The sequence below is a fragment of the Sediminibacterium sp. FW305-C-61 genome (assembly GCF_058231065.1).
Window position 1 is genome coordinate 32,464 of the sequence record NZ_JBIQXR010000007.1, and the last position, 15,132, is coordinate 47,595.

Below are 15,132 nucleotides of genomic sequence, written 5' to 3' on the forward strand. Positions count from 1 at the left end.
GGCTATTGTTTTTGTGCCAAAGCTAAACCAGTGGTGGTGGTATAATATTTCGCCAGCATATTGGGTATTTCCCATGCAGGCATATTGTTGTTTTTCAGGTATTGAAGGAAATTCTCCATCACCCGTGCAAAATGAGCTTCATGACCTTCTTTTAATGCATCAGGTATTTGTAATTTCCATCCTTTATTTGTCTTAGCTAAACCAATTCCCGGAAATTTGGCAGATAATTGCTGAATGGCTTGATTCAGTGCAGCTTCATAATTTTTATCTTTTGAAGTAGGTTCTATATAGAGTTGCGCCTGATAATTTTCTTCTTTTCCCTGTCTGATAACAAGATTGGCTTTACTACCTCTCATAATGGAATAATGCGTATCACCTGTTCCTTCAGGTGCTTTGTAGTTCCATGTTACAGATGTTTTGGCATGTACATCCTTAATTGAAAAATGTATGGCGCCATTGGCATATACCTGTAAAGTGGTATCGCTAAGTATCGGTTGCAGGTAATCGGGTATGGTTGTGTGTTTAGTGAGTGTGCTGAATTGGCTGATACTTACCGGAGTTGCCCATCTGCTGGCTTTTAATACCTGGATGTCTTTGGTATAGTCAATGGCAGTTTCAGGAAAACATTCCCATTGAACCAGATCTACCAGGTGAGTCATTACATCAACCAATCCTTCTCCCTGTTGAGTAACATCCAGAAACCAGGCCGGCCTTGTTAATACCGCCCCAGAAACATATTTGTAAAAATGGTGTACACTTTCTTTGGTAATGGCGGGGTTATCAATGGTCCCTTTTTCCAATGTGCCGAATACTTCCGGCATCATGGATAATGCTTTCTGAAGCATGGTATTGATCTCAAATCTCTCGGTCATAATATCGTACAACAGTAATTTGTTTTGTTGGGCGATTTCAAAAGATCGTTTAAGTTTCTCAAAACCTGCTGCATCAATTACCATAGGTTTGTCTGCCAATACATGAAAACCATTTTCCAAAGAAGAGAGGATATAGTCGGTTTTCTTTTTGTTATTACCACTTAATACCACCAGGTTTCCTTTTTTTTCTTTGATCATTTTTTCGAAAAAATCAGGGCCTGTATATATTTCTTCCTTCCAATGGGTTGGATTTTCCTTTCTGTTATTATAACTATTGATCCTGTCTACATGTAATTGTAAATCACTTCCACCTGGAGAATATACCTCAACAATACTGTCGACTTCCGTATACATGGTTTTTTGTACCAAAGCAGCATGAAAATGTCCGGGGTCGAGTGTAACCAGTCGATAAGGCTTTGTTTCCTTATTGTCGTTTGTTTTACACGATGCTAACAGAATAGTGCATGTTGCTGCTATGTATACTAATGTTTTCATGCTCAGGCTTTTACTTCGTATTGTTTTCTTTGTGGACGACTCAATAAAGCATTTGCTTCTGCATCATTGGCGAATTTTTCTTTAACAGGATCCCAATAAACTTTACGCTTTAATTTCATCGCGATATGGTGTAATAAACAGGCAGAACAGGCACGATGCGCTTCTTCAACAGGAGCAATAGTTGCTTTGTTATCTCTGATTGCTTCCAGCCAGTTGCCATGGTGTTCTTTACTCACCGTAAAATGGAATTCATTTTCTCCGATTACAGAAGTCAGTAAGGAAGGGTCGCTTGCATCTAATTTCTTGGCTCTTTCGCCAGGCTTGGTTGGGTCACTGGATGTTACTTGGTAATCTCCACGTGAAACAAATATCCATCCTTTTGTTCCTTCGAATTTTATACCATTAGGAAATTCATTGCTTACAATCATGGTTACACCATTGGCATATTTTGCACCGGTTTTAAAGATGCCATGAACATCCCATAAACCTCCAGTTGCAAACTCTGCCTTATCGCACCATATTTCTACCGGCCCACTTGTTTCCATGCCCATTCCCCAATGTGCGCTATCAATATGGTGAGCCCCCCAGCCAGTGATCATACCTGCACCAAATTGCTCGCAACGTAACCAACCCGGACGATCATACCCTTGTTGAGGATGAACCCTGTCAACTGTATAATACACTTCTGGTGTGGATGCCAGCCATAAATCATAATCAAGGTTAGAGGGTACAGGCATTTCTGTAGTTATACCACCGGAGGGGTCGCCGGGTAGGCCAACATACACTGTTTTGAGATCACCAATCCTTCCGTTTCTCACTAATTCTGCTGCATAGCGAAATTGCTCACTACTTCTTTGCTGACTGCCTATTTGAAACTTTACGCCCGACTTGGTAACCACATCGCTAATCACCCTTCCTTCCGCAATAGTGAGCGATGCGGGTTTTTGCATATAGATATGCTTGCCTGCTCTCGCGGCAGCAGCACCAACCAATGCATGTGTATGATCAGGTGTACTGATCAATACTGCGTCTATATCTTTATTGAGTAATAACTCTCTGTAGTCGGTGTACATTTTTACACCATCAAAAGGTGATCCATTCTTTTTGGTATAATAATCATTTACCAGTTTTTGTCCATCAATGGCTCTCTGCTTATCCAAATCACAAACTGCCATCAGTTGTGCATAATCGTATTGCCATACACCCGGCATGTCATGAATCCTCGAGATACGTCCGGTGCCAATGGCTGCTACATTGATACGATTGCTTGGTGCATTTTTACCAAATACACTGGCAGGTACAATGGACGGTATAGCAAACATGGCCGAGGCTTTCAGTGTGTTACTGATAAAAGCCCTGCGCGACTGCTTTCTTTTTTTCATCTTATTTGGTTTTTATTGATGAATAGAATTCTTGCCGATAGTTAGTCCATAGTCCATAGTCCATAGTCCATAGACAATGGACTATAGACCATGGTCTATGGTCCATGCTCTACCTCACTTCCTTAACAAATAACTGCCAGGCATTCTCAGCTTTGGCAGCATCTGTTTTGCCATTAAATACCAATAACCTGTATTTCAACACATATTTTTTTCCCGGTTCCAATAACCAGTCTTTGTCTTTCGTAGGTGCAAAATTCACGAACACATCCCCGCGACCACCATTGGCTTTTTTGTCCCAAATGCGTAAGGGTTCAGGGTGGTTATAGTTTGTTGGGTGCGACATCATTACTATACCACCTTCACTATTATCTGGCAGGCTGCCATAAGTAATGATCCATTTAGCTTTTGTATTGTCTGTATTATCCCTTGTATTCCCTTCTGATGTAAGCATTTCTGAATTGTCTTTGGTCCAGAATGGAGTAGCCCGCCATCCAATACCAGCATATCGGTAAGCCAGAATTAACAATGGACTTTCTGATGCACAACGCATTTCTGAAGTGATATCGATGATATAAGATTGATCTTTTTCATTGAATGAGTGCACTTTCACAGTCTGCAATTCATTTAATGCAACTTTCTCTGTACCATCTTTTTTGAATACTACATGTTCATGCAGTGCGGTATAAGAAGCATAGTTCGCAGTACTTTTTTGTTCTGTAAACTTTGCAAAGCGAACTGTTCCCTGTTTGCCTTTAATGTTCCAGAAATCTACCGTATCCTTTTCAAATAGGGTATGCGTCCATGGGTTCCATAGGCCATAGTGATGGTAATGATCTTTTGGTTGAATGTTGGTAAGGGTTTGTCCATTTGGTGTATTCAAAGGATGAATAAAACCACTTCGTTTATAATTCGTATCCTGCCCTGCCGGAGGGTATACTGTTTTAAATTGATAGGTAAGCAGATTTTGTTTGTTATAACTGATGTTTAAAACATCGGTTATATCCAGGCTGAATTTAGTCTGCTTATTTTGTCCCTGACATTCAAAAGTTGAAAGCTGCAGGAGTATGATTCCTGTGATGATATAGCTTAGGATGCGTTTCATAACCATACATTGTTTTGTTTATAGAACCTGGATGATTTTAGTTACCACGTTACTGGTGGTAGTAAGATTTGTGTCGGGCTGTCCGCCTCCGATACTGATCTGTACTTTTCCTTTTGGCTGAAAACTATTTCCTGTAGATTCCTGCACCAGTGAAAGGTCTTCTGGTCTGATTGTAAAACTGATAGTCTTAGACTCACCCGCATTCAGTTTGATACGCTGAAAACCTTTTAAGGCGCGAACGGGTACTTTTATATTTTTCTGTTGATGTGAAATATACAATTGCACCACTTCTTCACCTGCGATTGAACCGGTATTTTTTACTTGTATACTAACTTTCACTGGTTTCTTTACAGCAACTGATGCAGGAATAGAAATGTTGGAATAATTAAAACTGGTATAACTCAAACCATAACCAAATGGATAGAGGGCTTGTCCTTTGAAATAACGATAAGTTCTCCCATTCATAGAATAATCAGAGAAGCCGGGGAGATCACTGTCTTTCTCATAGAAGGTAACAGGTAAGCGACCTGCAGGGTTATAATCGCCGAATAAAACATCAGCAATTGCCGTTCCTGCGCTTTGTCCGCCATACCATGTGTTTACAATAGCAGGAATATTTTTACTTTCCCAGGGAATGGCAATAGCACTTCCGGTCATCATTACAAATACCACTGGTTTTCCAGTCGCTTTCAATGCTTTGAGAAGTTCAGTTTGAACGGTTGGTAGCTGAATGCTTGTTCTATCGCCTCCATTGAAACCCGGATAATCAACACGCATTTCTTCTCCTTCAAGCTGTGGTGAAATACCCCCCGCATAAATAATTGCATCGGCATCTGAGAATTTTGCTGCGAGTTTTGTAAAGTTTGTTTTCTCAAAATTTCCGGTACGTAATCTTACATTGGCTTTACCGTCGCCCTGCCAATATTCCAGTACGATTTTATAAACAGAATCTTTAGTAATTTTCAAACGATGTGTGCGCGCACCCCATCTGTTTCTTAACCAGGCATTGATCACTTCTTTTTCGTTTACGATAAAACGGTAACCATCATCTGCTTCCACTTCAAGGTTTACTTCGCCGTCTTTTGTTGCGGTGAAAGTGGTGCTATAGCGTACAGAGAAATTATTTGCCCTGATGCCATCTGTTACCAATTCGCCTTCCTGCCAGAAATGGTCCAGCGTTTTTTCCATTTTTACGGATACAGGTGTTCCGGATAGGTCACCGTTGTTATAATATTCTGCTTTAAAACCTTGTTGTCCTTCCCATTTGAATTGTTCTGATAGATCGCTATACACCAGCAATGTATCATTGGTAAAATTGATGGCCTTCTCATAAACTACTTGTACATCGGGTCCTAGTTTGTCTTTTATACCCTGTAATAAGGTTACTACTTTTGAAGGAACGCCATTATAATTACCAAGCACTGCGATACTGTTGTCAGCATTTGGTCCGACAACGGCAATCTTTTTTATTTTTTTTGATAAGGGTAATGTGTTTTGTTCGTTTCTCAGCAATACAATGGACTGCTGTGCCATTTTAAGCGCATGTGCCTGATGAGCAGGGGCTTCTAATGCTGACGCCGGTGTTTGTGCATAGGGAACAACAGAAGGGGGATCGAACATGCCCAGTTTGAAACGGGTGGTAAATAATCTTTTTAAAGAAATATCGAGTTGAGATTCCTTCATCAATCCTTGCTTTACAGCATCGAGTAAGGTTTTATATACTGTCTGGCCACACTCAAGGTCTGTGCCATGTAATACGGCATCTATGGCAGACTCAGTAGCGTTTTTATGTGTTTTATGGTATTTGAAAAAATCATCAATAGCCCAACAGTCGCTCGTTACATAGCCTGTAAATTTCCATTGCTTGCGCAGGATATCGTTCATTAATAAATCATTACCACAACATGGTTGTGTGTTCACTGCATTATAGGCACACATTACACCTTCTACATTGGCTTTAGTGATCAGTTCTTTAAAGGCAGGCAGATAGGTATCCCATAAATCATAAAGGGTGGGATTGAAATTATCGGAGTGTCTGGATGGTTCAGGTCCGCTGTGCACCGCAAAATGTTTGGCGCATGCTGCTGCTTTCAGGTACTTAGGATCATTACCTTGTAAACCTCTTACAAATGCGGCACCAAGGTAAGTGGTGAGGAATGGATCTTCACCATAGGTTTCCTGACCACGTCCCCAACGTGGATCTCTGAAAATATTGATATTGGGTGTCCAATAGGTGAGGCCCAGGTATCTTTCATTTGTTCTGTTCTCCTGGATCGCTTTATTATGTACTGCCCTTCCTTCAATAGCCGAATAATCGGCCATTTGTTTCAGTGAATTGGTATCCCAGGTTGCGGCCATTGCAATGGCTTGCGGATAGGAAGTAACTTTGTAAGGTGTTCTTGCTACGCCATGTAGTACTTCGTTCCACCAATCGTATGCCGGAATACCCAGGCGAGGAATTGCCGGTGTTGCATTGAGCATCTGTGCAACTTTTTCTTCCAGTGTTAATCGTTTTACTACATCATTTACCCTTTGTTCCATCGGTAACAGATGGTTCCACATGGGGTAAGATTTATACTCCTGTGCTTGTCCTATTAAGGATCCAAACACAAGTGCAATGGCAGCAATCTTTTTCATAGTAAACAGGTTATATCATTTTTTATACACGTCGTCGTCGTTTTTTATTTCAAACCAGTTGAAAAATGCTTTATTCTCAGATGGTTTTCCTTTTGATGTTGCGTACATACCATAAACACAACCCACAAAGCCTCCCGCAGATTTTGTACTTAAGTACCTTGCATCTACATTTTCCTGCATAAGTTGCCATTTGCCTTTTTCAGTTGCATAGAAAAATGCGTATTGATCGGTGCGGGCTTCAATTTTGAATTGTACTTCCTGGCCTTTTTGAAGTTGTACAGGTACAGATTTAACAAGCGTATCTGCTTTGTATAATTCTATCACAGGCTGACCGTCTTTCACAGACTGGCATAAATAATAATAAGTTCTTTCATTCTGGAAAAGGAGCAGACCTGCTTTTTCATTTTCTGCATTTGGCGAAAATGAAATGGCCGTTGCAGCATGACCTTTTAAATGTGGTTGGTGAAAACTAACCAGTGATGGGTTACCTCTTCCGCCGCAGGTTTCAGGTTGCAACAATAAAGAAAGTGATCCTTTTTTATCGGTAAGGTTGTACCAGTTTGTACGAACTGTTCTTAAAAACTGGTACCTGACATTCAATGATGGTTGATTGAATTCGTCTTTAAAAAGATAGTTGCCATTGAATGCTTCGAGTTTTGTATCCAGTTTAGCATTGATAGGGTAACTATACTTTACTTCATCGCCACCCAGATCGAAGGAAGGCCATCCGTTTTTCCATACTACCGGCGCCATAAATGTTTCTCTGCCTGCATTGTAATAATCTCCTTCATAAGGTCTGCATGCCAGGAAAACGCCCCACCATTTGCCATCTTTACCCTCTACAAAATCGGCATGACCGGCAGTGGTAATGGGATTTTTGCGATTTGGGTCAAGCTGACGCTGCGTTAGGATAGGGTTATTTTCATAAGAGATAAATGGCCCTTCGGGCGACTTACTCCTGAACACCACTTCTGAGTGGTCGTAACCTGTTCCACCTTCTGCGCAAATCAAGTAGTACCACCCATCTTTCTTGATAATATGTGGTGCTTCGATCCAAACGGGTTTCTTCGCCATATCGGTGCCGCCATTTACCAATAGCTTTTCTTCACCAACAACTTTCATCTGCACCGGATCAAATTCAAACATACGAATGGTTCTATGACCATTGTGCAGTGAAATATTATTGGGTGGAATGCTGTTGAAGACTATATAAGCTTTACCATTATCGTCGAAGAACAAGGAAGGGTCAATTCCATTTACCTGAGGTAATTTGTAGGGGTTACTCCATGGGCCTTTCGGGTCTTTGGCAGTGATGACAAAATTTCCCAGTTTACTTACTTCTGTGCATACGATATAAAAAGTACCGTTATGATAAGAAATAGAAGGAGCAAACAAACCTCTTGAAACTCCTGCACCATCCAGGTTTAATTGCTCTGGCCTGTCCATCGCATAGCCAATCTGTTTCCAGTTTAATAAGTCTTTACTGTGAAACAATGGTAGACCTGGATAATAGGCGAATGATGAGTTTACAATATAATAATCATCGCCTGCCCTGCATATACTTGGATCGGGATAATAACCCGCAAGTATTGGATTGCGAAATGCCTGGGCAGTAGCAGAGATCAGTATGATCTGAAACAAGAGGGCAGCAGCAAGTTTTTTCATGGTACGACTACTTATTATAAGGTTGAATTGTTTTTATTTTTCCTGCTTCATCGTGTATGAGTTCGGTAACTTTTACACTCCTTAAATGCGTAACTCCTTTACTCAAACTACTATCGTGGTAAAACAAATACCATTTGTCCTGGTAGGCACAGATGGAGTGATGGGATGTCCAACCTACAACAGGTTCTAAAATTCTTCCTGCATATTTAAAAGGTCCATAAGGATTGTCTCCGATGGCATAACATAGGAAATGTGTATCACCTGTAGAATAGGAGAAATAATATTTGCCATTGTATTTGTGCACCCAACTTGCTTCAAAAAAGCGTCGGTCATTATCTCCCGCTAAAAGAGGGTTGCCATTTTCATCGATGATGAGGATGTCTTTAGGTGTTTCTGAAAATGATAAAAGGTCTTCAGAGAGGCGAGCCATCTTCGGACATAATGCCTGTTCATTATCTTCTGGCAGATGGGCAAGTGGGCCTTCACCTTCGGACATGAAAGATCCTGTTCTCCATCTTTGTAATTGACCTCCCCATATACCGCCGAAATACATATAGTAAGCGCCATCATCATCCTGGAAAACGGCAGGGTCTATCGAAAAACTGTTGGGTATCGCTGTTGGTTCAGGAATAAAAGGTCCGATAGGAGATGCGCTTTTTGCAACTCCGATCCTGAAAATTCCTTCATGATCCTTGGCCGGAAAAAATAAATAATAAGTGCCATTCTTTTCAGCAGCATCAGGGGCCCACATTTGTTTGTCTGCCCAGGGAACATCTTTTACATGTAAAGCGCAACCATTATCCACAGCAGGAGAATCTGGTGTATCCATCGATAGGATATGATAGTCTTCCATTGCAAAATGGCTACCTAAATCATCGAAAGGAATATCATTTTCTATATCATGAGATGGATAGATATAAATCTTCCCATTAAATACATGCGCAGATGGGTCTGCTGTATAGATATGCTTTACCAAGGGCTGAGAAATAGCATTCCGGTCTAAGGCATCAAAATCAATATGGTTTATCGGATCTTCAGGCATGATGACAATTATTTTATCGTATTAATTTTTACGTCTTTCTTTTAATTCAGTTTCAATTTTGGTTTCCATGCTCTTATTGATTTCATAAAAAAACAATAAAGCCGCCCCTAATAAAAATGGAATCGATGGAAACACACTTACCAAAAACCTGGTACCATTAATGGCAGATTCAGTTTGCACAGCATCGCTGTTTGGTACATAATCAAACATGTTGAGAATGGCGGTTAATAAGGCACTTCCTACACTCAGACCAACTTTTAATCCTACCATCATGGCAGAAAAAATGATGGCCGTAGCTCTTCTGTTATTTTTCCATTCGCTGTAATCCGCCACATCGGCAATCATAGCCCATAAGAGTGGTATGGTTATGCCATAAAAGAAACCATGCAGTATTTGTGATATAAACATTAATGCCACTGAAGTGGGAGGGAAGAATACAAATGCCAGTATGAATAATGTAGAGATGAATAAGGCAATACCAAACACATCTCTTTTACCATATTTATCTGCATAACGTTTCGATAAAGTAATGCCGACAATCATAAAAATGATTCCACCTGCATTAAATAAGCCAAAACCAGCAGACACCGGATCTTCCCCAAAAAAATTCATTCCCATATTGGATAATGCATTTGTAATTGGTGCAACGAATGCCGTTAAACTTTCTTTGTCTACATAGTTTTTAAAATAGTACACATAAGAACCACCCTTCATGGCAAGCGTTATAAACACCAGAGTAGTAAGCACAAGCATAATTACCCAGGGACGGTTACGGAATAAATCGCCGAGGTCTTCCTTTAAACTAGACTTCTGTTCAGGCTTGGGAACAATTCTTTCTTTGGTGGTTAAAAAGGTAATGATCAGCATTACTGTTCCAATGATGGCCAGCCAGGTCATAACGGTTTCAATGCCGGCTGCTTTATTGCCATTGCCCACTGCTTCGATAATTGGTAACATAAATACCTGCACAAAAAATTGCGCAAACATCACTGCCACAAAGCGATAAGCAGACATGCTGTTTCGCTCTTTCATATCACCAATGATTACACCGCTAAGAGCTGAATAAGGCAGGTTATTAGCAGCATATAATAGGAGCAGCAGTGTATAAGTAACTACGGCATAAATCACTTTACCCTTATACGAAAAATCCGGGGTGCTGAATGCAAGCAATGCAATAGCACCTAATGGTACAGCCGTCCATAAGATCCATGGCCTGAATTTGCCCCATCTCGATACCGTTCTGTCGGCAATTGCACCAATGATCGGATTAAAGGCAAATGCAGCTACAAGTCCTACAATGAGAATTAATGCCGAAGCATGGCTTGTTTCTAAACCATAAATATCTGTATAGAAATAAGCCAGGTAGGTCATGAGTGTCTGAAAAACAAGGTTAGCGGCCAGGTCGCCGAGGCTATAGCCTACTTTTTCCAGTACAGATAAACGGGTTGTTGGTGTTTGGTTCATATAGCTTTTTTAAGGGTGGTTACCCGTTTATTTTTTTGTTTCGATCACTTTATAAAAAGCTGGTTTAGGATTAAACTCACGATCAAACAATAATGGGTAATTGGTTCTGCCCCTTACCGGCCAGTCGTTCAACCAGCTTTGCCCGTCATTTACTCCCCAGAAAGTAATTCTCGTAACATTTTTTTTGTACTTCAGGAATAGTTTAAAAAGGTTTTCATAATCACTGGCCAATTGTTGCTGTACGCTGTCTGGTAAACCTTCTTTGTATGGGTTGAGGGCTGGGTTACTTGCCACACGCTGGTTAACATCGGCACCCTGAAAACTTCTGGGTAATACTTCAATATCGAGTTCGGTAAACATTACTTTTAAGCCCAGCGCAGCATATTGCTGAATGCTTTCTTCAATTTCTTTGAAAGGAACTTTACCAACATGCCAATGTCCTTGTATACCAACCCCATCAATACGCACACCTGCATCTTGTATCTTTTTGACTAATGCGATACAACCTGCTCTTTTAGCCGGTTGTTCATTATTATAATCATTGTAATACAGCTCTGCTTTTGGAGATGCTTTAGCGGCAAGTCTAAACGCTTCTGTAACAAAATCATCACCTAATCTGCTTAAGAAGATTGATCGGCGCATGGTACCATCTTCGTTCAATGCTTCATTTACTACATCCCAGGAGAAGATTTTGCCATCATATCTACTTGCAACAGTATTGATATGGTTGGTAAAAAACGTACGGAATGAGTCTACGCTTTTAATGTTACGGGCAAATGCAGGTAACTGGCTGTGCCATACCAGTGTATGTCCATTGATTTTAATGTTATGCTTCTTTCCATAAGCCACCATTTTATCTGCCAGATCGAAATTGTATACATCCCATTGCGGATGTATGATTTCTGCTTTCATGATATTTTCCGGAGTAGCCATATTGAAATGCTTAACTATTAGCGCATGAGCCTTGGGGTCTTTTTCTTCAATCTGACTTGCACTCATGGCAGTACCAATGCCAAAATCTTTTGCAAAAACTTTTTTCAGGGATGCGTCCTGTGCTTTTAGATCTGTTTGCATGGACAGAGAAACAGCAATTGCACCGAGTGCCAGGGTGATTTTTTTGTATGACATGGGATTATTTTTTAGTTGGTTGATGAATGGTTTCTGCAGGACCTAAATAGCTTGGCAGGTTATTGCCAAAGTCTCCTACAATTTTTTGCAAAACAACAGCAGGGTCCACCATCCAATATTTGATAGTATGTTTACCCGCTGCGTTTATACTGTGTTTGGTTGATTTTATAATGATGTTTTCAGAAACCCATTTGTTCCAGATACCCGTACCTGTATTTTTATCTTCTTTGTTGATACTGACAATCTGTGGCGCTTCGTCATCCACCGAAATAGCATACGATAAACCATTTTCAGTATTCTGAAGGTTCAGGGTAGGAGAGAAATAGGCATTAATGGTAAAGTTTCCTTTGCTGCTTGTATAAATATCATAACTCACATAAGGAGTGCCAGGACCGGGTTGCTGACTCGCAGCGGTAACAGGTGAAACAGTTATTGCCCCTCCTGTTCTACCTAAATCGGGAATGACGGTCCATTTGATATCTCTGCTATTGTTGATGGCAGTATAATGATCTGCTGCAATCGACACACCTCTTTTCGAATCTTCATAAAATACATTCCCCTTTATACCTGAAGGGATAGTTGAATGCATAGTTATATCCTTATTCGAAGCAGGCACTGGTTTTATAGAATCAGCAGGTACATAACGAACCATCGGCATACGCTGACGGTTTGGTTGTTGCCAGTAAGTATAACCAATATGGGTTTGACTCATCATCTGATTCCATTTACCATTGTTTAATTGGTGGTATTCAAGGGTTATCAATGAGTCTTGGCGGTATAATTCTTTTACTTTGTCGGCATAGGTATTGGCAACGGCATATTTATTTGCGTATGCTTTTTGGTTAAGTGCAACATGATAGTACATGTCGTATAAATTACTGCAAGCTTTGATCGGGTGTAAAACCAGTTGGTAGAAAGCATCTTTTTTCTCAGCAGGTAACTTGCTGTTTATAGTTTCTGCCAGACTTAATAATTGTTTATACTCAGCAACAACGGTTGGCCATTCTTCATAATTGAAGCTATAGGTATTGGCATCCAGTAATTCCGGCTTTCTTCTGCCATTGTACTTGCCATATTTGGTCATTAGTTCTGCAATCTCTTTTGCATAGGGTTCACCAAATTGTGATTTGGCCCATTGAATACTGTATGCTTCCAGGTCTTTAGCCTGTATGCGTTCTGGGTTCCAGGCAAAATCAAGGAAGAATGAAATAGGGTATTCCATTGGTTTAATGTCGCCCACATTTACGATCCATATTTGACGTGCATTGTATTCCCATGCGAGGTTCATTTGTTCCCAGATTCTTGGAAGCGGATTTGTATTGAGCCATTTATAGTTTCTTGGTCCACCTACATAATCGAAATGATAATAAATACCATAGCCTCCTTTTCTTGGAGCATCTTTTGGATTGGGGAGCCTGCGAATATTGCCCCAGTTGTCGTCGCAAAGCAATAATGTTACATCATCAGGTACACGCATTCCTTTGTCGTAGTAGTCCTGCACTTCTTTATAAAGTGCCCAGAGTTGTGGTGTTTCACTTGCTGGTTTTTGGGTAACATCTGCAATTATCTCCCGTTGATCTTTCACTATTCTTTCCAGTAATGCAGTTGCGGTTTGTCTAGACATAGGCTCATCACCATCCCCACGCATACCTACCGTTACAATTTTTTCATTGGTTCCTCTCTTCATGCCTGCTCTCCAGAACTCTTTGAGTTGTGCTTCGTTGCTGTCGTAGTTCCATTTTCCTTTACCATACCTTCTCCATTCATCATGCGCGCGCATCAGTGGCTCATGGTGAGATGTGCCTATTACAATCCCATATTTTTCTGCTACTTCAATATTCTTTGCGTCATCGTCATAAAAAGCATTACCCCACATGGCCGGCCAGATATAATTACCTTTTAAACGCAGGATGAGTTCAAATACTTTTTCATATAGTTTATGGTTAAATCCTCCGAACTTTTCTTTTGTCCAACCAGAAAGTGCAGGAGCTTCATCATTGATGAAGATGCCTCTGTACTTTACTTTTGGCGCATCGGTGATGGAAAGATTTTTCTTTATATACACTGTACTTTTTTTCGCAACAGGAACATCAGCCCACCAGTACCAGGGCGATACCCCCAGTTGTTTTGAAAATTCAAAAGCACCAAAAGCAGTACCCCTTCTGTCAGCACCAGTTATAATCATCGCATTTGAAATGCCTGGCATTGGGGCATTCACTGTTTGCAGGTGAAATGCTTCCCATTGGTTGTTGATAGTAGATTGCTTGATAATTTTTTTTGATAGCAGCGCATTTATAATGGCAGATTTTCCCACTGTTCCAAGTACAATCAGTGTTCCTGCTTTTTGAGGAATGGTTGGTGAGATGGTTGCAGTAAGACCTGTAACAGCTTTGATATCCTGCTGTAGCAATTCAGCAGTAAAGTGTAATAATTGTTCTTCTGACTTGTCTACAACAATTACAGGATTACTCAGGATGAAATAATCGGGTGATGGCTTTGTGCCAACGATGGTTTGTGCAAAAACCATCGTCGATACAAAACAGGCAATCATCGATAAAGCAATATTTTTCATTTTGTTTATTTTAGAATCCTATGCTGTTTCCTCCGTCTACGGGTAAAACAACTCCTGTAATATATTTAGCGGCATCACTGGCTAGAAAATAAGCGGCTTCCCCAATATCTGTTGGTTGCCCCATAATACCCATTGGTGTTCTGCTGAATACTTTAGCCTTGCGTTCCGGATCGCTATCCAGGGCTTTAGCAGTCATGTCTGAATAAATAAAGCCTGGCGCAATAGCGTTTACACGAATGCCTTTTGGTGAGAGTTCAACAGCCATAGCCCTGGTCATACCATCGATAGCAGTTTTGCTCGCACTGTAGGCAATAACTTTTGGCAGTCCATATTGCGCTGCCATCGAACTTATATTAATGATTGAACCAGATTCTCTTGGTAGCATCTGTTTTACTACTTCACGGCTTATTGCAAAAACGGCAGAGACGTTGGTGGTTAATATGCGTTGGAATTCTTCATCGGTTACTTCCGTAAATACTTTTTTCATATTGATACCCGCATTATTAACGAGAATATCAATTTGCCCGAACTGGTTCACGATGTCCTGTACCATAGCGGGAATGGAGGCAAGGTTGCTGAGGTCGCAACTAATGGTATGACAACCTTCTCCGAGTTTTGCTTTAGCCTGAGACAGTTTTTCCTGATCACGGCCTACTATGATGGTGGTAATACCATTTGCAATAAATTTTTCTGCTATTGCAAAACCGAGGCCGGATCCTCCTCCTGTAATGATGGCTACTTTCTTTTCTGAAGACATGTTTAATCTTTTAATT

Annotated in this window: 10 protein-coding genes; all 10 read right to left on the bottom strand. The window is 40.6% G+C overall.

From position 1 onward, the window contains the following. Nucleotides 1–2 precede the first annotated feature (2 nt). Nucleotides 3–1,367, bottom strand: coding sequence for a putative oxidoreductase C-terminal domain-containing protein (locus ACH30E_RS16040; RefSeq protein WP_490825638.1), 1,365 nt, complete (start codon nt 1,365–1,367; stop codon nt 3–5). A 2-nt stretch (nt 1,368–1,369) separates the two neighbouring features. Continuing rightward, a complete protein-coding gene (locus tag ACH30E_RS16045) occupies nt 1,370–2,749 on the bottom strand; it encodes a Gfo/Idh/MocA family protein (RefSeq protein WP_490825639.1) in 1,380 nt (459 codons plus the stop codon). A gap of 109 nt (nt 2,750–2,858) precedes the next feature. After that, complete coding sequence (locus ACH30E_RS16050) at nt 2,859–3,851, bottom strand: DUF6807 domain-containing protein (protein WP_490825640.1); 993 nt, start codon at nt 3,849–3,851, stop codon at nt 2,859–2,861. An 18-nt stretch (nt 3,852–3,869) separates the two neighbouring features. Continuing rightward, nucleotides 3,870–6,488: a glycoside hydrolase family 3 C-terminal domain-containing protein gene (locus ACH30E_RS16055; protein WP_490825641.1), complete on the bottom strand. Its 2,619-nt coding sequence runs from the start codon at nt 6,486–6,488 to the stop codon at nt 3,870–3,872. A gap of 15 nt (nt 6,489–6,503) precedes the next feature. Beyond that, nucleotides 6,504–8,153, bottom strand: a complete 1,650-nt coding sequence (locus ACH30E_RS16060) for a glycoside hydrolase family 43 protein (RefSeq protein WP_490825642.1) — start codon at nt 8,151–8,153, stop codon at nt 6,504–6,506. 7 nt (nt 8,154–8,160) lie between these two features. Then, nucleotides 8,161–9,195, bottom strand: a complete 1,035-nt coding sequence (locus ACH30E_RS16065) for a glycoside hydrolase family 43 protein (protein WP_490825643.1) — start codon at nt 9,193–9,195, stop codon at nt 8,161–8,163. Between the two features lie 21 nt (nt 9,196–9,216). Next, complete coding sequence (locus ACH30E_RS16070) at nt 9,217–10,659, bottom strand: MFS transporter (protein ID WP_294994769.1); 1,443 nt, start codon at nt 10,657–10,659, stop codon at nt 9,217–9,219. 27 nt (nt 10,660–10,686) lie between these two features. Continuing rightward, a complete protein-coding gene (locus ACH30E_RS16075) occupies nt 10,687–11,787 on the bottom strand; it encodes an endo-1,4-beta-xylanase (protein WP_294994766.1) in 1,101 nt (366 codons plus the stop codon). Between the two features lie 4 nt (nt 11,788–11,791). Then, nucleotides 11,792–14,359: a glycosyl hydrolase 115 family protein gene (locus tag ACH30E_RS16080; protein WP_490825644.1), complete on the bottom strand. Its 2,568-nt coding sequence runs from the start codon at nt 14,357–14,359 to the stop codon at nt 11,792–11,794. Nucleotides 14,360–14,369: 10 nt separating this feature from the next. Then, on the bottom strand, nt 14,370–15,116 hold the full coding sequence (locus tag ACH30E_RS16085) for an SDR family NAD(P)-dependent oxidoreductase (protein WP_294994761.1): 747 nt from the start codon (nt 15,114–15,116) through the stop codon (nt 14,370–14,372). Nucleotides 15,117–15,132: the final 16 nt, after the last annotated feature.

Excerpts from the sequence above, each read along its gene's own strand:
- ACH30E_RS16040 (WP_490825638.1), bottom strand. The coding sequence starts at position 1,367 with ATGAAAACATTAGTATACATAGCAGCAACATGCACTATTCTGTTAGCA.
- ACH30E_RS16045 (WP_490825639.1), bottom strand. The coding sequence starts at position 2,749 with ATGAAAAAAAGAAAGCAGTCGCGCAGGGCTTTTATCAGTAACACACTG.
- ACH30E_RS16050 (WP_490825640.1), bottom strand. The coding sequence starts at position 3,851 with ATGAAACGCATCCTAAGCTATATCATCACAGGAATCATACTCCTGCAG.
- ACH30E_RS16055 (WP_490825641.1), bottom strand. The coding sequence starts at position 6,488 with ATGAAAAAGATTGCTGCCATTGCACTTGTGTTTGGATCCTTAATAGGA.
- ACH30E_RS16060 (WP_490825642.1), bottom strand. The coding sequence starts at position 8,153 with ATGAAAAAACTTGCTGCTGCCCTCTTGTTTCAGATCATACTGATCTCT.
- ACH30E_RS16065 (WP_490825643.1), bottom strand. The coding sequence starts at position 9,195 with ATGCCTGAAGATCCGATAAACCATATTGATTTTGATGCCTTAGACCGG.
- ACH30E_RS16070 (WP_294994769.1), bottom strand. The coding sequence starts at position 10,659 with ATGAACCAAACACCAACAACCCGTTTATCTGTACTGGAAAAAGTAGGC.
- ACH30E_RS16075 (WP_294994766.1), bottom strand. The coding sequence starts at position 11,787 with ATGTCATACAAAAAAATCACCCTGGCACTCGGTGCAATTGCTGTTTCT.
- ACH30E_RS16080 (WP_490825644.1), bottom strand. The coding sequence starts at position 14,359 with ATGAAAAATATTGCTTTATCGATGATTGCCTGTTTTGTATCGACGATG.
- ACH30E_RS16085 (WP_294994761.1), bottom strand. The coding sequence starts at position 15,116 with ATGTCTTCAGAAAAGAAAGTAGCCATCATTACAGGAGGAGGATCCGGC.